The organism is Halodurantibacterium daqingense (assembly GCF_042666235.1).
GTDB classification, from domain to species: Bacteria; Pseudomonadota; Alphaproteobacteria; order Rhodobacterales; family Rhodobacteraceae; genus Halodurantibacterium; species Halodurantibacterium daqingensis.
Genome location: NZ_JBHTFQ010000008.1, coordinates 1 through 18541 on the forward strand (window position 1 = coordinate 1; position 18541 = coordinate 18541).

Genomic DNA, 18541 nt, shown 5'->3' on the forward strand with positions numbered 1-18541 from the left:
CTTCCCCGCCATCACCGACCTCAAGATGTCCACTATCGATAGTGGACACTATCACCCACTCCATCACGCAGGCAGGGCAGGCAGACCGGACGGATACGCAAGGACCCGCAACACGCGGCCTGTTCGCTATTGGCTGGCGCGAAACCGCAGCCGGGAGGGTTTCCCGCGTCGGGCAAGGTCAGATGCGCCCGCCTGCGGTGCCACCGGGGACCTGGAGTTTGGAGATGTGTAGGTCTCTGAAGGGGCACAGCGTGCATGGCAAAAGCCCGCCCGCTTCTTGATGCGAAAGAACAGGCGCTGTTCCGAGGGCTGGTCAAGTGCGCGCCGCCGGCTTGTGCTGATCGGGCGGTGATGATCACCTTCCGGACACTGGCCTGCCTGGCCAGGCCCGGTTGCAGGTGAAGCCTGGCGATGGACAAGACGCGATGGGTGCTGTCGCTGAGGCTCAGCGTCGAGCATCGGCTGGGCGACCTCTGGCTCCGAAGTATCCTCCTTCCCGGCCGGCTACAGCGGCACCGGCATGATTCTTGGCCACGTCACCTTCATCTGGTGGCGTCAACGGCGGTCGGAGCGGCTGGCAGTTGCTCCGGTTCCGCACAAGCTACAGCTTCTCACCGGGAAGAGCTGCGGCCTGCCTGACCCAGTCTTGAAACCGGCTTTCATCAAAGCTGTCCTCTCTGATGTCGAGATAGCGGACCTCTGGATATTTTGATTTGCCCGGTGGCGGCGGCACGAGCGAGGCTCCGCGGAAGAAGGTCACTTTCACATAGTGGTTGAAGCAGTGCAGGCTGAGAAACCAGCCCATTGCCTCATCGGCCGCGCCATAGAATGGCGAGTTCCATTTGACCGCCTTGCGGGCGTGCGGAACCTCCTTGGCTATGGTTTCGTCGATGGCGCGGCCAATGGCGCTTTTCCACCCTGGCATGGCGGCGATATAGGCGCGCACCGGGCCGTCGCCTTCGCCTTTGGGAATCTGTGGATTGCCGCCAGCCAGAAGTCTGGCGCCCGAGGATGCCTTGCCCTCTTTGCTCGTATTGCCTGTTCTTGCCATAGCCCTATCCCTTCGGTCCGTGACGGCGGGTGCGCCAACGTCCGGTATGATACACTGCAAACATCCCGGGCGCAGACAGGATCATGACGGAGAAGGGCGCGAGCGGCAGGAGACAGACCGTTCGCCGGACTCAATCCCAAGGCCGAGGCTGGCGAAGATTGCCGCCGCGATGACCGTAAAGAGAATGCCGGTCCAACGGTGGATCAGGCGATTGAGATGAGACCCGTTCAATTGTTCCTCCAACGAGTGTGGGCCCAAGGGTCAGTCCAGGCGCGCGAGCAGATCGCCAAGCGCGTCAAGAAACAGAGGCCCGCGCGGTCGCGCCCCGAAAGTAGGGTTTCGGTCGGGCCGGAAGCCTGCCTGCTCCATTCGCACCAGCGTCCCTTTCGGCGAGGGACTGAGGATCCAGCTAGGGTCAGGACCCATTGATCTGCTTGAGGGTGGCCGGGCCGCGTGATTCAAGCTCCCGAACTGACGGGGGTCATGATGAGCAACTTGTTCTGGCTGACGGATGCGCAGATGGAGCGGCTGCGGCCGTTCTTTCCCAAAAGCCATGGCAAGCCGCGGGTTGATGACCGGCGCGTTCTGAGTGGGATAATCTTCATCAATCGCAATGGCTTGCGGTGGTGTGATGCCCGTCCGGGTATGGACCACCGAAGACGCTCTGCAACCGGTGGGTCCGCTGGAGCCGGATGGGGGTCTTCGCCCGGATCATGGAGGGGCTGGCCTCCTGCGGCGGTGAGGAAAAGATCGTGATGATCGACGCGACATACCTGAAAGCGCATCCCACGGCTTCGAGCCTGCGGGTGAAAAAGGGGGGGCCGACGACAAGCGCGGCCGGCTGATCGGGCGCACGAAGGGCGGGCTGACCACCAAGCTGCATGCCGTGGCGGACGCCCGAGGCGGTCCCATCCGCTTCTTCATGACCGCAGGCCAGGTCAGCGACCACCTCGCCGCGGCGGCCTTGCTGAGCAGCCTGCCGGGCGCGGACTGGCTGATCGCCGACCGTGGCCATGACGCGGACTGGTTCCGGGATGCGTTGAAAGACAAAGGGATAAAGCCCTGCATCCCGGGCCGGAAGTCGCGCGGCAAGGCCGTCCGATACGACCGGCGCCGCTACAAACGCCGCAACCGCATCGAGATCATGTTCGGCAGGCTCAAGGACTGGCGCCGCATCGCCACCCGCTACGACAGGCGCCCCAGGGTCTTCCTCTCCGCCGTCATCCTCGCAGCAACCGTCTTGTTCTGGCGTTGACGATCAATAAGTCTGGAGCCTAGGGGGCTGTCACATCTTCTGACCTACGCAGCCGAAGCGGCACATGAACCCGGCATGCTGTCCATCCTGGGTGATGGCAGCCTCAAGGCGAAGTTACGGCTATATGGCTCCGAGGATGCGCTGATGCAGCCTGTGTTCCAGGTGATCATGCAGAAATCATTCTGGACGAGGAGGGAACCCCGAAACGCACCCCTACGTCACGTCGCTGGTCTGGCCGCCAGGAGCCGAGGGGGAAGCGCCCGGGCATATGAATCGCTTCAGGCTCTACCTGCATCTGATCGTGTTCGTTTTTCGCGGTATTGAGGACGTTCATGACGAGGTGATCATCGATACCCGGGATTTTGTTCGCAGAGAACTGATGACTGCCATCGAGGGGCATTATGCGCGTCACCGCAAGCTTCGGCGGCGAAAGACATGAGTGTTGTCATCGAATACCGCCACGAAGCGCCGGAAATCATCTTGCGCCATCTGGCAGCCGGCACCTGCGACCATGGAGGCCGTGATGCATCCTGATGACGCTGAGCAGTTCGTCTTCATCGATTTCGAGGCTTCGGGACCCGGCCCGAAATCATGGCCACTGGAGGCCGGCCGGTCATGGATCGAGGGCGCGGCGGTGAAGACCTGGTCAAGCCTGGCTTGGGCAGTTCACGGACCTGGCGCTCAAGTTCCTTGATCCGGTCCTTCTCCGCGGGCGTCAGACCGCCGCGCCGACCGGCATCACGTTCGGCCGCTGGCGCCAGACACGCAGACTGTCAGGCGAACAACCAAGCTTCGGCGCGATGGGCCTTGCAGGCAGCCCTGTCTGGCATGGTCGCCGCGGTTCTCCCGGAAAAGCCGAACGCCGCCTTCGCGCAACTCGGCCGGACAGGCGGCGGTGAATCGCTGCCTTGTCACGGGGCTCATCCTCTGAGTGTTTTACGCTCCGGGAAACCCGGGCGCGGTTCAGCCCGTCTCCTGCGGCCGCTTGGCGAGGATGCTCGGGCAACACGAATCAGGGCGGCGTGTTCAGCAAGGCGAGCCAGGCGTAGAAGCACCAGTGGACTCCGAAAGAGAGCAGGAAACCACGCGGCACTCGCAGCATCAGGTAGGGGATCGTTGCGCCGAAGAGGAGGGCTGCGACGGTAAACCTGTAGGCAAAACTTGCCTCGCCATAGACATAGACAAGGGTTAGGTGGAAACCACCGAACATTAGGCTCACAAGCAGTGTGATCGCACGCAGCGACAGATCATGGGCCCGTAGTTCCAAAACAATCGCGGCGGCCAGAATCTGCTGGAACAGAATCTCCATGGATTTTGGAAGAAAGTAGGCGGGCGTCGCGAAATGGACTTCGGATGGCCCCTGCTCGCCCAGTGGGCGCATTCCGGGCAGATTTGGCAGCCCGACCGAGGCGAACAGCGCGAAGGCGGCCGCCAGCGCTGCAGCGGGTAGGAGATGGGCCCGGGCGACAGTGGAATTCACTTGGGCAAACAGCCTGCGCCGAAGGATTGCAAAGACTGCCGCGCCCCAAGCGCCATAGTAGGCCGCGAAGGCAACGGGCGCCTGATTGTAGCCATCGGTGACGCCGAGCACGGGCAGTAACCAGAAATATCCGAGACTGGATGCCGACCATGCGGCCGCAACAATCACCAGCGTTCGGAACAGTCCTTTCACCGTGTGCTCGCGTCATGTGAGGGTCGCAAGCCGCGCGCCACGCCGCCAGACAGCTTCGACTGACAGCGTATCGCCGATATTGCTCAGTGGATCGCCGCGCATCAGGACAAGGTCCGCCCTGAGGCCCGGCGCAATGCGGCCACGGTCGGCAAGGGAAAACCGGCGAGCCGGAGTGGCGGTCGCAGCCTGCAGAGCCTCGGAGGGTGAAAGACCGGCCGCAACCAGATGCCGCAATTCGTCGTGCAGGCTGGCGCCATGCGCAAGGCCCCCGAATCCGGGCAAGGGCTCGGAGACGTCGGTGCCGGCCAAGATGTCGATCCCTGCCTCTCGAAGCGCCCGGATCGACGCATACATGACTTCCAGCCTGCCTTCCGGGAAGGTGTTGAAGCTGCGGCCGAGGGCATCCAGCCAGCTCTTGTCGAGTTTCGGATTGACGCGCGGATCGGCGGCCAGGTCCGCAGCGTTGATGCCGATTGCCGACGAATTCAGAACCAGACAGGGGATGACGAAGGCGCCGGAAGCTGCCATGGCCTCGATGAAGTCCGGCGTGTGCGGGCGGTCGACAAAAAGATGAGCGAGTCCGTCCACACCAGCGGAGACTGCCCGCGTCGCTGTCTCGAGCGTCACGGCATGGGCAATGGCCAGTTTGCCGTATCGGTGGGTGGCATCGACCGCGGCCCGAAGTGTCGCATCGTCCATCATTGGGAGACCTGGGTGGCCGACGACCTCGCCGTCCTCGAGGAATATCTTGATGTAGTCGGCCCCTTGCGCCACCCGTTTGGCAACGGCAGCAGTGGCTTCTTCGGGTGTGGATACCGTGGGGTATGGATAGTACCTGATCAGCAGGTTCTTGCTCTCGGCCTGGTATTCTGTCGGATGCCCGCCCGGTGGGGTCAGCCCGGCACCAGGTGCGCGAATGTCGGCCAGGCTGTCGTCGGCAGCAACGCTTCTGCGGGCACGGCCCGACCATTGCCCATTCATGTCCAGCTCGGTGGTTACGCCGAATTTCAGGGCAGTCTTCAGACCGTCTGAATCCGTATGGACATGGGAATCGATCAGGCCGGGCGCCAGGGTCGCTCCATGCGCGTCAAGGACCGGAACGCCGGACGGCAGTTCGCCCCCGACCAATGCGATCTTCCCGTCGGCGATCAGGACCGAGCGCGCGTCAATGACGGTAGTGCCGTCGAATATCCGCGCGTTCGTGATCGCATTAACCTGATCACGTGCGTTGGCGGGCGGCACCACGGAAAAATAGGTCACCGCCGATCCAGCGCATAGGCCAACGCCGCCGGCGACCGTGGTCTGAATGAAGTCTCTGCGTGTCAGGCCGGTTTTCATCTTGATGCCCTTTCTGAGAACTACCGAAAGCAGCGATTCGGCTATATCGTACAATGTATATTATCGTATTACGTACAGTATCGTACGCCATTTACAAGCTTCTGGTTTGGATATATGAAGACGTATGCCTAAGTCAGATCACCCAGCCGCGCCCGCACGTTCCTTGGCATGGGAACGCGCGGACCCGGTGAATCGAGCGCCGCCGACGCCACTGACGCGCAGGAAGGTGGTCGCGGCGGCGATCTTCATCGCGGATGCTGAAGGTTTGTCTGCCGTGACAATCCGAAAAGTGGCTGCTGCGTCGAATTCGGCCCCGATGCGGCTCTACAGTTACTTTGAGACCAAGGAAGAACTGATCGAGCTCATGGTCGATGAGGTCTTCGGCGAGATGCTCACAAAGGGCCCCATGTCCGGCGATTGGCGCGCGGTGGCGCGCGCGGTGGCCTATCGCATACGTGCGGCATGGCTCCAGCATCGCTGGTTCATCGACGCGCTTGGGGGGCGCCCGCCCATCGGTCCAAACGCGTTGAGGTTCATGGAGGATTTGCACGCAGGACTTGCCAGAGACCAAGCTTTCGCGAGGATCGACTTGGCGATGCAGGCGGTGGCAACCCTGGTCGCCTTTGTCACCGGTGCGCTTCGGATGGAGGGCGCCGAACTTGCCGTCGAAGCGTCAAACGCCGAGTGGCAAGAGCGCAATTGGCCCTATTTGCAGCGGCAGATCGCGACGGGCCAGTTCCCGATGATGGAAGAAATCGTCAGCAAGGCGCGACATTCCGCACCTGACAAGGTGTTCGGCGAGGGGCTCGAAATCGTTCTGAACGGTCTTTCGGCGTTGCTCGAATACCCACCCGCCGATCAGGCTTAACTATTTGTCCTGATGGATTGATCGGGGCGGACGAGTCCGATGGGGATACCCGGTGTTGCGTTCCTGTGCGACGATGCGGAATGCGCACCGGTATCGGCCTCGTCGTCACGGCATGGACAGGGCTCTGCCTGAGGCACTCGTCGGAGCGCCCGGTTCGCCGCAAAAGCATGTGTGGGCGCGCGGATCATCCTGTTGACCGATGATGGCTTGGCACCATCGAGATCATGGCGGCTACGGCCAAGTCAAAGACCTGCGTTAGACGCTGGCAGGAGAAGCTGGGTGCAGGCCATATTGCCGGTGGACGGCTGGTGAGCGTTCTGCCCGACTGGTGTCCGAGCATCGAGAGCCTGTGTATCCACTTTCCGCGCCGTATCGAGAACGCTTCGACATTCCCGGCGTTCGTCACGGCGCTAAGCGCCAGCACTAGGCAGCTGCGCTGTCCGAACGCGACAGACTTTCTACGATCGATCCGAGCAGCACTTGCTGAACGCCAGAGCCGTTTCAGCACATCTCGCTGTTGACCGCCGTCTCCTGGCAGAGCCGATCGCTGTCGGGGCTTTCCGGCGGCGGTTCGACAAGCCCCGCGGCCTTGAAACGCAGGTTCTGAAGCTGCGCGGCGGCGTCATCCGTCAACTTCGCCAGCAATCCCCGTTCCAGTTGCATGATGATGCTGCAAGAACGGACAAGCGTCTCGGAGCCCTTTGCCGTGAGGCTGACGATTTCGCCGGTCTGCCGGATCGGTGCTGCGGTTGATGGCTTTTCTTTTCCAGGTCGTCGAGAAGGTCGGTCATCACGGTCTTGTCGAGCCCGCGCCGCGCAGCGATCCGGGCCTGACTGTTGCAGGTCTCCTTCTCGACAAGCGCCATCACCATGACGGCGCGCGTGCCATGGGGAAGCGCCGCAAGATCTGCCTCGACCTGCTTCTGATAGGACCGAAGCAGAACCGTCAAAGCCATCGCACATTGACACCGAGATTGAGTGAGGCGGGTGAGGAAGCGGATTTCTTCATGATGTCATCCTGGCCGTGCATCGGGGTCGAGAACCCGCTTGCCGCCGAGCTTCTGGCCAGAAGCCGCCCGCGATCTTTGGTGAGGGCGTGCGCGTTCGCGAGGTTTTCGGCGGCCATGGGACGAAGCTGGTCCACTGCCGGCGTCACGTCCGCGAGGGTCAATTCGCGTTCAATTACCTGCAGTTCGCGCATCCAGACGTCCTCGAGGATGCGTTTGTACCACGCTGTGCTGTGGTCGCAGCCGTGGCGCGGCGTTCCCGCCGCCGTCCAGAGGCCACAGAAATGGCCGCCAGTCGTTGCCGAGGGCCCGACGTCCCGCGCAGCCTGCACGATCTGCAGGCCCAGCCGATAGGCCTCCTTGCCCGCCGGGGGTCAGGGTGAATTCCTCGCCGCGGCGGATGACAAGCCGGGCCCTGGGCCTGACCCCACGCCCGGCATGCCTGCGTCTGACCATGGATTGGGCAGCGACAGCGCCCTGGCGGCCCTGAGGGCAGCCTGAGGGTCGATGATCGCGACGAACAGCCCGGATCCGCCCCTCCAGCATGAGTCCCTGTGACACCCGGCCTCGGTCCGTCCGCCGCAAGATCGCCCGCCGCGGGCATTCGCACGACAGTATGATGACCCGGCGGCGCGGCACCGCCGCTGCCGGCGCCCGAACCTAGGCCGCGTCGTCGCTTCGGACGTGCTGCACCTGTGTTCCGAGATGCGCGATGCCCAGTTCCACGACGTCCCCGTCCACCAGATAACGCGGCGGCTTCTGTCCCATCCCCACGCCCGGCGGTGTGCCGGTCGAGATGATGTCCCCTGGTCTGAGCGTCATGAACCGGCTGAGATAGGAGATGAGAAAGGCGACACCATAGACCATGGTCCGGGTAGAGCCGTCCTGCTTCATCTCGCCGTTCACCTTCAGCCACATGTGCAGATCCTGTGGATCGGGAATTTCGTCGGGGGTGACCAGCCAGGGCCCCAGCGGGCCGAAGCTGTCGCAGCTTTTGCCCTTGGTCCATTGGCCCTGGCGTTCGATCTGGAAGGCGCGCTCGGACAGGTCATTGGTCACGGCATATCCTGCAACATGGCGCAGGGCCTCGGCCTCGGTCACATGTTTGGCGGGCTTGCCGATCACCACGGCCAGCTCGACCTCCCAGTCGGTTTTTTCGCTGTCGCGCGGAATGATGATGTTGTCGCAGGGGCCGCAGATGGCACTTGTGGCCTTCATGAAGATCACCGGCTCGGGCGGCACGCTCATGCCCGATTCCTCGGCATGGTCGGCATAATTCAGGCCGATGCAGATGAACTTGCCTGTTCCGCTGACGGGCGGGCCAAGCCGCACATCATCCGCCACCAGCGGGAGGGCCGTGGCGTCAAGACCCTTCAGCGCGTCGAGATGGCACAGCACCTCGCCCTCGAGATCCTTGATCAGGACCGACAGATCGCGGATCCGCCCTTCCGCATCCAGTAGTCCGGGCTTTTCCGCGCCGGGTGCGCCATAACGAAGAAATCGCATGTTCAGGTATCCTTCTTGACAGGTGTTCTTGCGGCGTCAGGTAAAGACGTGAAGGGCGGTGCGACGGCGGGCGATATAATCCCAATCATACTCTACCCCGAGCCCCGGCCCTTCGGGAACCGGATAGCAGCCGTCGGCACCGACATCCTCGAGATGGTCGCTGTATCCGCAGCGATAGATCGGCGGCACCGGGTTGCGGGCCTTCGGATTTACCAGGGCCAGTTCGTAGAAATTCGTGTTCCGGATCGCCGACATGCAGGCCCGGTGCGCCGGGCCCACGCCGTGAAGCTCGACGTCGCAGCCCAGGGCCTCGGCCAGGCGGGCGATCCGCATCACCCCGCTGATGCCCAGATCCATGTCGGGATCGGCGCGCAGGAAATCGGTGGCGCCAGCCACGGCCCAGTCGGCCTTGGGCTCCACCCCCCGCACATGTTCGGTCAGCAGGAGCGGGGTGGTGATCTTCTCCCGCAGGCGCTTGTAGGCCTGGATCGAGACGCCCCCGTCGCGCATCGGATCTTCATACCAGAAATACCCCGCCTCATCGCAGGCCCGGCCCACGTAAAGCGCATCGGCGAAGGTCCGTAACTGGCAGGCCGGATCCAGCAGGAGCGTCATCCGATCCCCGACGGCCGCCGCCAGATGCAGCACATTCTGCGCCTCGCGCTTCGGCTCGCCCTCGGCCCAGCCGTGGATCTTGAATGCGCCAAAGCCAAGCGCGTGACAGGCTTCGGCAAAGTCCGCATAATCCTCGGGGCGGGTCAGCGCGCCATATTCGTCGCCATGGGTGGTCGAGGCATAGGTCCGCAGCCGTGTGCGAAAACCGCCCAGAAGCTCCTTGACCGACACGCCGTATTTCCGCGCCGCAAGATCCCACAGCGCGATATCCACATGGGACACGCCGATGAAGCCGACCTGGCGGAGGGCTCTTTTCAGGTCATCATAGATCGACTCGCGCTGCAGCGCATCGCGCCCGATCAGGCTTTGGGCAATCATCAGAAGCTGCCCGACATGCGCCTTCTTGCCGCCGTGCTGCGGGCAATAGCTTCCTTCCAGCCCGTCGCGGGTAAAGATGCGTATCCCGAGCGACGACACGTCGGACCTTGCCCCGGGGACATAGCTTCGCCCCGGCGACAGGTTCTCGATCGGGAAGGTGTATTCATGGATTTCAACCCGCTCTATTAGGCTCATCAGGCGCTCCAGGCTGCAGATTTCATGTACTTGTCCGCTCGATGATCTCGAACCCGAGATCGACTTGGGTCTTCGGAAGCGGCTCGCCGCCCAGGCGTGCCAGCAACATCTTGCCGGCGGCTGCGCCGATTTCGGCCATCGGATAGGCAACCGTGGTCAGGGACGGCCTGACCCAGCACGAGGCGGGGCTGTCGCCAAAACCGCTGACGGCAATCCTACCCGGAATGTCGATCCCCTGATCGGTAAGGATACGAATGGCCGAAACGGCAGCCTGATGGCCGGAGCAGACGATCGCATCAACGTCCGGAAACCGGGAAAGAATCGCGCTGATGGCGCTTTCGCGCAGCCGGCCCGGGGGCGCGGAATCGGTGAATTCCATCAGGCGCACATCGGGTTGCGCCCCGGCTGTTTCCTGAAATCCGGCAAACCGCGCCGCCATGCGGCTGTCGTCGATGCCGGAATGGGTGATATAGGCGATGGCCCTGCGGCCCCGCGTCAGCAGGTAGCGCGCCAGCGCGGCGCCGGCGTCGAAATTGGAAAGGCCGACATTCAGGTCAACCGGCGCATCGTGAAGCTCGAACATCTCGACCACCGGAACCCGCGCCACCGACAGCAGGCGGACGGCATCGGCGCTCTGCACCTTTCCGGCCAGGGCCAGGGCATCGACCTTGTAGGCCAGCAAGGTGCGGACCGCATCCGCCTCCTTGGCCGCGTCATAGGATGTGGTGGCCAGAAGTGTCCGATAGCCCTGCGTTTCGATCTGGGCGTTGAAGGCCTCGAGCAGGACCGAGTGGATGGGATTGGCGATCGTGGGAACCACCACGCCAATGACCATGGTCCGGGACGACACCAGCCCTGAAGCTACACGGTTGGGGATATAGCCAAGTTCGGCGGCAACCTTCAGCACCCTGGTGCGGGTTTTTTCGGAAACCCGATCAGGATTGGACAGGCAGCGCGAGGCAGTGATCACCGAAACGCCGGCCGCCTCGGCAACTTCGCGCAGCCGGGGGCGTTCGTCGCTGCTGCGGTCCGGGGTCGGGTTCCGGGGGCTGCCTTGGCTTGGGGTCATTGATGATCCGGTCCTCGTTCTGGCTGTCTCGGGTTGCCGCGCAGGGTGCTTGACAAAGCAGCCCGCAGAAAGCAGTGTTAATGGATAGCGTTGTCCATCGCAAGTCGGAATCCACGAAAACATGCGCATGGCGACGGATCGCGAAGGGGAGGTAAGCGATGCGATTCTTCAGTTGGACCCTCGTGGTTCTTGGCCGGGCAGAGCTTGTCGCGGCAAGCCTTCTGGTGCTGGCCATGATCTGCGCGGTGAGCGTCGAGGTCTATTACCGCTATGTCCTCGGCTCATCGCTCTACTGGGTGGAGGAGGGGGCGACGATCGCGTTCATCTGGGTGACGTTTCTGGGTGCCGCCCTTGCTTCCAAGGCGAATCGGCATATCACCATCACCTCGCTCGGTGGCATTTTCCGTGCCGGCCGGTCGCGGGCGCTCTGGGCGCTGGGCGGGCAGGGGGCCATCGTGGTCGTGGCCGCCGTGATCGCCTATCATTCCTTCGGCTATACGACGCTTCAGGCCCGCACCGCCACCGTGTCCTTGCCGGTGAACATTCCGCGCAGCTGGATGTTCGCCTGGCCGTTATGCCTGGGCATGGTCTCGATCGCGTTGACACATCTCTACTACTTCATGGACAACGTTATCTCCCTGTTTGCGCCCGGCGTGCGCCCGGCGCCGCGCCCCCTTCTGGAGATATGACATGAGCATCGGTATCATCTTCCTGCTGCTGCTCGGCTTCGTGCTTCTCGAGATACCGGTCGGGTTCGCGCTGATCGCGGCCAGTCTGGTCTATATCGGAATGGACGGGGTTTTTCCCGCCTCGGTCGTGGCCAGCCGCATGCCGCCCGGGCTTGAGAGCTTTCCCTTCCTGGCGCTGCCGCTGTTCGTCTTTGTCGGCACGGTCCTGAGCTCGGGCGGCATCGCGCGCCGCATTTTCGACTTTGCCAACTGCATGGTCGGACATACCCGCGGCGGGTTGGGCCATGTCAATGTTCTGGCCAGCATCATCTTTGCCGGCATGAGCGGCGTCGCGCAGGCCGATGCCGCGGGGCTGGGCCGGATCGAGATCGAGGAGATGAAGCGGGCCGGCTATCCGACCCGTATCGCCACGGCGATCACCGCCGCCTCGTCCGTGATCGGGCCGATCATTCCGCCGTCTGTGATAATGGTGGTCTATGCGGTTCTGGCGAATGTGCCCCTGAGCGACCTGTTCCTTGCCGGAATAGTGCCGGGCCTGTTGATGGGCGCGAGCCTGATGATCGCCATCGCGATCATGGCGCGCACCGGCAGGATCGACGTTCCGTTGCAGCCGCGCAAGCCGGCGCGGGAACGCTGGCAGGCCTTCGTCAAGGCAGCGCCGGCCCTTTCCGCGCCGGCGCTGCTGATCGCGGGATTGCTGAGCGGCGTGGCCACCCCGACCGAACTGGGCGCGCTGACGGCCGTCTATGCGACCGTGCTTGGCTTTGCCCAGGGTGAACTGACGCCAAGGCGGCTTTGGGATTGCGCGGTCCAGACCGTTCTGACCACCGGTGTGTTGGCCTTCCTGATCGCGGCTGCCGCGCCGTTCCTGTGGGCCTTGGCCATGGGGGATACGGTCAGCTGGTTCGCGCGGCAGATCGAGGGCATTTCGCATAATCCGATCCTGTTCCTGCTGACCATCAATCTGATCCTGCTGGTCGCCGGTGCCCTGATCGAAACCACGGTGATCCTGTTGATCGTGGTGCCGGTGCTGGGCCCTGCCATGGTGATGAACGGAATTGATCCGATCCACGCGGCAATGGTGATCATTGTCAACCTGATGATCGGCGCGCTGACACCACCCTTCGGGGTTCTTCTGTTCGTGATGATGGACATCACGAAACTGAGCCTTGCCGCGATGTCGCGGGCCATCCTGCCCTTTTATCTGCCGCTGCTTGCGGTGCTGCTGCTCATGACATTCGTTCCGGCGCTGTCAACGGCCGTGCCTGCATGGATGGCGTCGACGCGCTGAAGGCTATGAAACCTACAATCTGACTCGGGAGGAGAGAGTTACGATGTCGAAGGAAATCCGCAAATTCTGTCACGGCGCTGCGGTTGCAGCCATGGTCGGGCTGACGGCCCTGTCCGCATCAGCCGAGGTGTCGCTGAACGTTGCCACGGTCGATGCCGCGGGAACGCTGCGCAACCTTGCCGGAAACCGGTTGCACACCCTTCTCAGGGAACAGGACGCGGGCGTTCAGGTTCGCCATATCGAGGGACCGGTGCTGGGAAATGCCGCGCAGGTCAGGGATCAGGTGGCTGAGGGCAGCGTCGACATCATCGGCACCGACATCGCCTGGGCCGCGCCCTATTCGAATTTTCTGAAGGCGACATCGTTCTCCTTTGTGTTCCGGGATCAGGAACATCTTGCCGGAGTGCTTGACAGTGCGATGATGGCCGAACTGATCGACGAGATTGCCGCCGAGCAGGGCGTGCGGATCCTGGGTGCCGCGGTTCTGCCGTCGCGCGCGTTCTTTACCAAGGTCACGCCACAACGCGCCGCGGATTTCGAAGGGTTGAAGATCCGGTCGCCGCAGCTCGACAACTGGCTGGAATCCTACAAGGCCATTGGCGCCAATCCGACGCCCGTGAACTGGAACGAGGTATTCCTGGCGTTGCAGACCGGGCTGGTGGATGGGGCCCATGGCCTGCCGGTGGATGTGCAGCCGAACAACTGGCACAAGGCCGCGCCCAACGTCACGGATCTCGAGGACATGTTCGGTGTTCACGTCTGGATGATCAACGAGACCCGCTGGTCCGGGATGTCTTCGGCCGATCAGGCCACACTCGTGGCCGCGATCGACGAGGTGGATGCCTGGATGACCGCGACCGCCGAGGCAGAAAGCCTGAGCACCATAGCCTCGCTGCTTGACCAGGGCGGCGGCGTCTTCATCACCCACAACGCGGCGAAGCGCGAGGCGGTTGCCGCGCTTGCGGGTGCAGACAAGGTTGTGGCCTTTCCCGAGGACGAGCGGGAAGCGATGCGCAACAAGGCGCTTGCCGCAGGAAAGGCCCTCGAGGGGCAGGCAACCTGGTGGGCGCCGGGTGTCCTTGACGAGCTTCAGTCTGTCCGATGAGCGGCGGGCGCCTTCTGGCATTTCCGGTGGCCGACAGCCATTTTCACCTGTGGGATCCGGAAATGCTGCCCTATCCCTGGCTCTCGGCCGATGCGCGTCCGCCCAGCTTTGGTGACACGGGCGCGCTGCGGCGCCCGTTTGCCCGCAAGGACTATCTGGCTGCGTTCGACGGGGTTCTGGACCTGTGCGCAGGGGTGCATGTGGAGGCAGGCTGCGCGGACCCGTTGGGCGAAGCGCAGTGGGTATCCACGCAGGCCCGCGCGGATTTCGTGATCGGCCATGTTGCGCAGATAGACCTTCGGGCCAAGGGGGGCGAGGAGCTGGCCCGCTGGGAGGGGCGCGTGCCACCGGTCGGGTTTCGCATGCGCCTCAATGCCGATCGCGCCATCAACGCCTCCGGGGAGCCGCCCGACTCGGATCACTTCACCAGTGTCCTTGCAATGCTGAACGCGCGGCGGGCGGTGTTTGACCTCAGCATCTTCCCGGAACAGGGCGACGCGGCCGCCCGGCTCGCGGCGCGATGGCCAGAAATCCGTTTCGTCCTCAATCATCTGGGATGGCCCCGGATCGCCTCGGGGCGCGACAGCTTCGCCACATGGCGCAACATGATGCGGCAGCTGTCTGTCGTGCCGAATGTTGTGGTCAAGGTGTCAATGCTCTGGCCCATCGATCCCGCCTGGCGCCCCGAGATCATCCGGCCCTTCCTGCGCGAGGCGCTGGAGCTTTTCGGACCCGAGCGGCTTGCCTGGGGATCGAACTTCCCGATCGAAACCTGCTTCGGGACCATCGAGCATCAACTCGAGTCCCTTCTTGAGGTGCTGTGCGACCTGCCCGGTCCGGCGCTCGAGCAGATCTTTCGGATCACCACCTGCCAGACCTACGGGCTGGCCTTCAACCGAACTCCTGCAGGAAACGGACATCACCATGAACAAGCTTGACGTGAAGGAACGGCGCGCCGTTGTGACGGGGGCGGCCCAAGGCATTGGCCGTGCCGTCGGTGAGCGGCTTGTCGCCTCGGGCGCGCGGCTCTGCATCTGGGATCGCGATGTCGAAACGGCCCGCAAGACAGCGGCCGAGATCGGCGGAGATACCTGCGTCATCGAGGTGGACCAGTCTGACTGGGCCGGGGTCATGGACGCTGCCCGCAGAACCGAGGCCGAGTTCGGTCCCGTCGACATTCTTGTCGCGAATGCCGGGGTCGCGGGTTCGAACGCGCCCGTGGTGGCCTATGATCCCGGCGAATGGCGGCGGATCATAGAGATCAACCTCGACGGGGTCTTTCACTGCTGCAAGGCGCTGCTGCCGGGCATGCAGGCGCGGGGCTACGGGCGGATCGTCAATGTCGCCTCCATCGCGGGAAAGGAGGGAAACCCCAATGCCGCAGCCTATTCGGCGTCCAAGGCCGGTGTCATCGCGCTTACGAAAGCACTTGGGAAGGAAACCGCAGGTCAGGATATCGCGGTCAACTGCGTGACCCCGGCTGCCGCGCGGACTGCAATCTTCGATCAGATGAGCGAGGAACACATCGGCTACATGCTGTCGAAAATCCCGCGCGGACGGTTCCTTGAGACAACCGAGGCTGCCGCGATGATTGCCTGGCTTTGCACCGCCGAAAATTCCTTCACGACCGGGGCGGTTTTCGACCTGAGCGGTGGTCGGGCGACTTACTGAGGACGCATGATGAAAAGCCTTCGCACTGCCGTGATCGGCGCAGGCTGGTTCGCCTGCGAAAACCATATCCCCGCACTTCTGGAGCGGCCCGAAGTGGTTCTTGACGGCGTCTGCAGGCTGGGCGCCGCAGAGCTTGGCCGGGTGCGCGCCCATTTCGGTTTTGCGTTCGCCTCCGAGGATTATCGGGCGGTTCTGCAGCGGCGGCCGGATCTCGTGATTGTCGCCTCTCCTCATGCCATGCATTTCGAACATGCGCGCGCGGCACTCGAGGCCGGCGCGCATGTGCTTTGCGAAAAGCCCATGACGCTTGATCCCCGAGAGGCCTGGGATCTTGTCGCGATCGCAAGGGCGCAGGGGCGAGCCCTGGTCATCGCCAACAGCTACAACTATCTGCCGCATCTTGACGGGCTCCGGCAGCGTATCGCCGAAGGACTGATTGGCGAGATCGAGCATGTCAGCTGCACCTTCGTTTCGGCCACGCGCGAGGTTTTTGTCGGCACGCGGGGCCTGGACAGATGGGCCACAAGCTTTGCGCGTCCGGACCCCTCGACCTGGCAGGATCCGGCCGCGGGGGGTGGCTTTGCCTTTGGCCAGCTTTCGCACGCGCTTGCGCTCATGTATTTCATGATCGGCCTCACACCGCGCAGGGTGTCGGGGCTTGTGGGCGGAAGCGGCGGCGTGGATCTCGCGAATGCGGCGGTCATCTCGCTTTCCAATGGGGCAGTGGCCTCGGTCTCCGGCTCGGCAACGCTTCCACAGGGGCGCCGGGCCCTGATGCGCCTGACCGTGTCAGGATCAGCGGGCGTGGCCGACATCGACATTGATGGCACCCGTTGCGAAATCTTCGTGAATGGTCAGTGCGAAACCCTGCCGCTTGCCGAGGGAGCATGGACGCTCGACAGCAAGGCGCCCGTTCATGCCGCGGTCGATCTGGCGCTGGGTCGCGGCAGGAACCTGTCTCCGGGCGAAATCGGCGCAATGACAACGGCAACGATCCGGGCATTGCTTGAGTCGGCAGCGCAGGGCGGCGCGCCGCAGGAAGCGCTTGCCGCAAAGGAGATCACCCCGCCCTGATGGTTCCGACGGCAGGCTCTGCCGCCTTGGCGGCCTGTCAAGGAGCCGTGGGCCGCCAGGCTCGGGTTCCGGCGAGGCGAACGAGGTCTTCGCCCGGCGGTCTGCGGATGATCCGGTGACATCGGCGGGCGGGATGCTTGGCCTGCCTCGCACCGATCGTCCCTGTTCCGGTGCATGAAGCGGCGGTCGCGGGCGCGCGTGGGGTCGCCGCCAGATGCATCCCGGGAACCAGCGGCACCCTGATTGCTGGCCGCGCCCCTGGGCCAACGAGACAGGCAGCGGCGTTTGGGGATGGGGGAGGGAGATGCGGCTGCATCAGTTCCGTCCAACAGCCCACTCGCCTTCTTCAGCATGGCCGGTCGGCGCGCCTGCGGTGGCGGTGGCGGGCCCAACGGGCCTGCGCGTCAGACGATCCCTGCCTGCAGCGCATCGTCAGGGCCAGAAGCGGTGCGGGCGCGATCGCCCGACACGCTTCGTCCGGGGGTCAATCAGATGATACCGCCGCCGCCTGCCGCGACTGCGGGCCGGGTTTCGGCCGCGCGCGCCCTCCAGCCCGAGGCCCGATAGGCCGCGATGGGATCGATCGCGGCGCCGGCGCGCAGGCGCGCCATCTGCAGGATCGGCTCCACATCGGTGCGGAAGGCGGCGCGCAAGGTTGCGGCGGCCATCAGCGCGTCATTCTCAGCCCGGAACCCTTCAAGCGCGGCGCGGTCCACCAGCGATGCCTGCACATAGGCGCGCTGGATCTCGCAGGCCGAAATGATCAGGCTTTCGATCGGGTCCGTGATGTTGTGGCTCTGGTCGATCATATGGGCAAGGTTCAGGCCGGGCGTGTCCTCCAGCTCGACCAGTTCGTTCCACACCAGGAACAGGCGGAACGGGTCGATCGTGCCGCTGTCCAGATCGTCATCGCCATACTTGCTGTCGTTGAAATGGAAGCCGCCCAGCTTTCCCGCCCGGATGAGGCGGGCCACGATCATCTCGATGTTCACATTGGGTGCGTGGTGGCCGAGGTCGACGAGGCATTGCGCATGGGGGCCAAGCTCCTGCGCGATCATCAGGCTGGTGCCCCAGTCCTGCACGACGGTCGAATAGAAGGCCGGCTCGTAGATCTTGTGTTCGGAGAACAGCCGCCAGTCCTCCGGCAGCCCGGCATAGACGTGGCGCATCGCGTCCAGATACCGCTCGAACTGGCGCGACAGTGAGGTCTGGCCCGGGAAGTTCGAGCCGTCGCCGATCCAGACCGTCAGCGCCTTTGACCCGATGGCCTGACCGATCTCGATACACTCCAGGTTATGCTCCACCGCCTGCCGGCGCGTGGCGGCATCCGTGTGCGACAGCGAGCCGAACTTGTAGCTGAGCGGCTGGTCCGGCTGGTCCTGAAAGGTGTTCGAGTTCATCGCGTCAAAGCCCAGCCCCACCTCCTCCGCCTTTTCGCGCAGCAGGGCGGGCTCCGTCTTGTCCCACGGAATGTGCAGGCTGACGCGGGGCGTGGCGGCGGTCAGGGCATGGATCACGCCGCAATCGTCCAGCTTGTCCATGATACCGCGCGGCTCCCCCTTGCCGGGGAAGCGGGCGAAGCGGGTGCCGCCGGTGCCGGTGCCCCAACTGGGGACGGCGACGGCGAAGCTGGCGGCGCGGGCAACCAGCGCCTCGATGTCCACGCCCCGGCGCGCCAGCCGCGCGCCGAGCGCGTCGTAATCGGTGTCCAGATCGGCGCGACGGGGGTCGTTCTCGGCCTCGATGATGGTCTTCAT

At 63.9% G+C, this 18541-nt stretch carries 17 protein-coding genes and 2 pseudogenes; 10 read left to right on the forward strand and 9 right to left on the reverse strand.

Going from position 1 to position 18541, the window contains the following annotated elements; all coding sequences use genetic code 11:
- Positions 1-601 precede the first annotated feature (601 nt).
- On the reverse strand, positions 602-1051 hold the full coding sequence (locus ACFQXB_RS14430) for a DUF1801 domain-containing protein (RefSeq protein WP_377405257.1): 450 nt from the start codon (positions 1049-1051) through the stop codon (positions 602-604).
- Between the two features lie 486 nt (positions 1052-1537).
- Between ACFQXB_RS14430 and ACFQXB_RS14435 the strand changes: the two are divergent.
- Together ACFQXB_RS14435 and ACFQXB_RS14440 are read left to right on the forward strand one after the other, a co-directional pair.
- Positions 1538-2306, forward strand: a pseudogene (locus ACFQXB_RS14435) (IS5 family transposase).
- 268 nt (positions 2307-2574) lie between these two features.
- Positions 2575-2745, forward strand: a complete 171-nt coding sequence (locus tag ACFQXB_RS14440; RefSeq protein ID WP_377405260.1) for a hypothetical protein — start codon at positions 2575-2577, stop codon at positions 2743-2745.
- A 573-nt stretch (positions 2746-3318) separates the two neighbouring features.
- On the opposite strand, the gene ACFQXB_RS14445 is transcribed toward ACFQXB_RS14440, so the two are convergent.
- Together ACFQXB_RS14445 and ACFQXB_RS14450 are read right to left on the reverse strand one after the other, a co-directional pair.
- Positions 3319-3978 (reverse strand): hypothetical protein, encoded by a 660-nt coding sequence (locus ACFQXB_RS14445; protein WP_377405262.1) that lies wholly within the window; start codon positions 3976-3978, stop codon positions 3319-3321.
- A 12-nt stretch (positions 3979-3990) separates the two neighbouring features.
- The gene (locus ACFQXB_RS14450; protein WP_377405265.1) at positions 3991-5316 is read right to left on the reverse strand and encodes an amidohydrolase family protein; all 1326 of its coding nucleotides are present in this window, start codon (positions 5314-5316) and stop codon (positions 3991-3993) included.
- A gap of 163 nt (positions 5317-5479) precedes the next feature.
- Here ACFQXB_RS14450 and ACFQXB_RS14455 point away from each other — a divergent pair, with 163 nt between their 5' ends.
- Entirely contained in the window at positions 5480-6184 is a 705-nt protein-coding gene (locus tag ACFQXB_RS14455) for a TetR/AcrR family transcriptional regulator C-terminal domain-containing protein (RefSeq protein ID WP_377405268.1), read from the forward strand.
- Positions 6185-6264: 80 nt separating this feature from the next.
- Positions 6265-6459, forward strand: a pseudogene (locus ACFQXB_RS14460) (IS630 family transposase); the annotation flags it as partial.
- A gap of 226 nt (positions 6460-6685) precedes the next feature.
- Here ACFQXB_RS14460 and ACFQXB_RS14465 read toward each other — a convergent pair.
- The 5 genes from ACFQXB_RS14465 to ACFQXB_RS14485 form a co-directional block, all read right to left on the reverse strand.
- Complete coding sequence (locus ACFQXB_RS14465; RefSeq protein WP_377405271.1) at positions 6686-6847, reverse strand: hypothetical protein; 162 nt, start codon at positions 6845-6847, stop codon at positions 6686-6688.
- Positions 6848-7130: 283 nt separating this feature from the next.
- Positions 7131-7385: a hypothetical protein gene (locus ACFQXB_RS14470; RefSeq protein ID WP_377405274.1), complete on the reverse strand. Its 255-nt coding sequence runs from the start codon at positions 7383-7385 to the stop codon at positions 7131-7133.
- Between the two features lie 466 nt (positions 7386-7851).
- A complete protein-coding gene (locus ACFQXB_RS14475) occupies positions 7852-8697 on the reverse strand; it encodes a fumarylacetoacetate hydrolase family protein (RefSeq protein WP_377405277.1) in 846 nt (281 codons plus the stop codon).
- Positions 8698-8733: 36 nt separating this feature from the next.
- A complete protein-coding gene (locus tag ACFQXB_RS14480) occupies positions 8734-9885 on the reverse strand; it encodes an enolase C-terminal domain-like protein (protein WP_377405280.1) in 1152 nt (383 codons plus the stop codon).
- Positions 9886-9907: 22 nt separating this feature from the next.
- The gene (locus tag ACFQXB_RS14485; protein WP_377405283.1) at positions 9908-10954 is read right to left on the reverse strand and encodes a LacI family DNA-binding transcriptional regulator; all 1047 of its coding nucleotides are present in this window, start codon (positions 10952-10954) and stop codon (positions 9908-9910) included.
- A gap of 158 nt (positions 10955-11112) precedes the next feature.
- Here ACFQXB_RS14485 and ACFQXB_RS14490 point away from each other — a divergent pair, with 158 nt between their 5' ends.
- From ACFQXB_RS14490 to ACFQXB_RS14515, 6 genes are read left to right on the forward strand one after another with little or no spacing between them, the layout of a single operon-like run.
- Positions 11113-11643, forward strand: coding sequence for a TRAP transporter small permease (locus tag ACFQXB_RS14490; RefSeq protein ID WP_377405286.1), 531 nt, complete (start codon positions 11113-11115; stop codon positions 11641-11643).
- A 1-nt stretch (position 11644) separates the two neighbouring features.
- Complete coding sequence (locus tag ACFQXB_RS14495; RefSeq protein ID WP_377405290.1) at positions 11645-12934, forward strand: TRAP transporter large permease; 1290 nt, start codon at positions 11645-11647, stop codon at positions 12932-12934.
- A gap of 43 nt (positions 12935-12977) precedes the next feature.
- Positions 12978-14039, forward strand: a complete 1062-nt coding sequence (locus ACFQXB_RS14500) for a TRAP transporter substrate-binding protein (RefSeq protein WP_377405293.1) — start codon at positions 12978-12980, stop codon at positions 14037-14039.
- Positions 14036-14977 carry an amidohydrolase family protein gene (locus ACFQXB_RS14505; protein WP_377405295.1) on the forward strand — a complete coding sequence of 314 codons (942 nt, stop codon included), beginning with the start codon at positions 14036-14038 and terminating at the stop codon, positions 14975-14977. The genes ACFQXB_RS14500 and ACFQXB_RS14505 overlap by 4 nt, the downstream gene beginning before the upstream one ends.
- Positions 14964-15710, forward strand: coding sequence for an SDR family NAD(P)-dependent oxidoreductase (locus tag ACFQXB_RS14510; RefSeq protein WP_377405298.1), 747 nt, complete (start codon positions 14964-14966; stop codon positions 15708-15710). Before ACFQXB_RS14505 ends, ACFQXB_RS14510 begins: the two co-directional genes overlap by 14 nt.
- A 6-nt stretch (positions 15711-15716) precedes the next feature.
- Positions 15717-16784: a Gfo/Idh/MocA family protein gene (locus tag ACFQXB_RS14515; RefSeq protein ID WP_377405302.1), complete on the forward strand. Its 1068-nt coding sequence runs from the start codon at positions 15717-15719 to the stop codon at positions 16782-16784.
- 488 nt (positions 16785-17272) lie between these two features.
- On the opposite strand, the gene rhaI is transcribed toward ACFQXB_RS14515, so the two are convergent.
- The gene (rhaI, locus tag ACFQXB_RS14520) at positions 17273-18541 is read right to left on the reverse strand and encodes an L-rhamnose catabolism isomerase (protein WP_377405304.1); all 1269 of its coding nucleotides are present in this window, start codon (positions 18539-18541) and stop codon (positions 17273-17275) included.

Coding starts and splice junctions, on each gene's coding strand:
- ACFQXB_RS14430 (WP_377405257.1), bottom strand. CDS start 1,051: ATGGCAAGAACAGGCAATACGAGCAAAGAGGGCAAGGCATCCTCGGGC.
- ACFQXB_RS14440 (WP_377405260.1), top strand. CDS start 2,575: ATGAATCGCTTCAGGCTCTACCTGCATCTGATCGTGTTCGTTTTTCGC.
- ACFQXB_RS14450 (WP_377405265.1), bottom strand. CDS start 5,316: ATGAAAACCGGCCTGACACGCAGAGACTTCATTCAGACCACGGTCGCC.
- ACFQXB_RS14465 (WP_377405271.1), bottom strand. CDS start 6,847: ATGCAACTGGAACGGGGATTGCTGGCGAAGTTGACGGATGACGCCGCC.
- ACFQXB_RS14470 (WP_377405274.1), bottom strand. CDS start 7,385: ATGCGCGAACTGCAGGTAATTGAACGCGAATTGACCCTCGCGGACGTG.
- ACFQXB_RS14475 (WP_377405277.1), bottom strand. CDS start 8,697: ATGCGATTTCTTCGTTATGGCGCACCCGGCGCGGAAAAGCCCGGACTA.
- ACFQXB_RS14480 (WP_377405280.1), bottom strand. CDS start 9,885: ATGAGCCTAATAGAGCGGGTTGAAATCCATGAATACACCTTCCCGATC.
- ACFQXB_RS14485 (WP_377405283.1), bottom strand. CDS start 10,954: ATGACCCCAAGCCAAGGCAGCCCCCGGAACCCGACCCCGGACCGCAGC.
- ACFQXB_RS14490 (WP_377405286.1), top strand. CDS start 11,113: ATGCGATTCTTCAGTTGGACCCTCGTGGTTCTTGGCCGGGCAGAGCTT.
- ACFQXB_RS14495 (WP_377405290.1), top strand. CDS start 11,645: ATGAGCATCGGTATCATCTTCCTGCTGCTGCTCGGCTTCGTGCTTCTC.
- ACFQXB_RS14500 (WP_377405293.1), top strand. CDS start 12,978: ATGTCGAAGGAAATCCGCAAATTCTGTCACGGCGCTGCGGTTGCAGCC.
- ACFQXB_RS14505 (WP_377405295.1), top strand. CDS start 14,036: ATGAGCGGCGGGCGCCTTCTGGCATTTCCGGTGGCCGACAGCCATTTT.
- ACFQXB_RS14510 (WP_377405298.1), top strand. CDS start 14,964: ATGAACAAGCTTGACGTGAAGGAACGGCGCGCCGTTGTGACGGGGGCG.
- ACFQXB_RS14515 (WP_377405302.1), top strand. CDS start 15,717: ATGATGAAAAGCCTTCGCACTGCCGTGATCGGCGCAGGCTGGTTCGCC.
- rhaI (WP_377405304.1), bottom strand. CDS start 18,541: ATGAAGACCATCATCGAGGCCGAGAACGACCCCCGTCGCGCCGATCTG.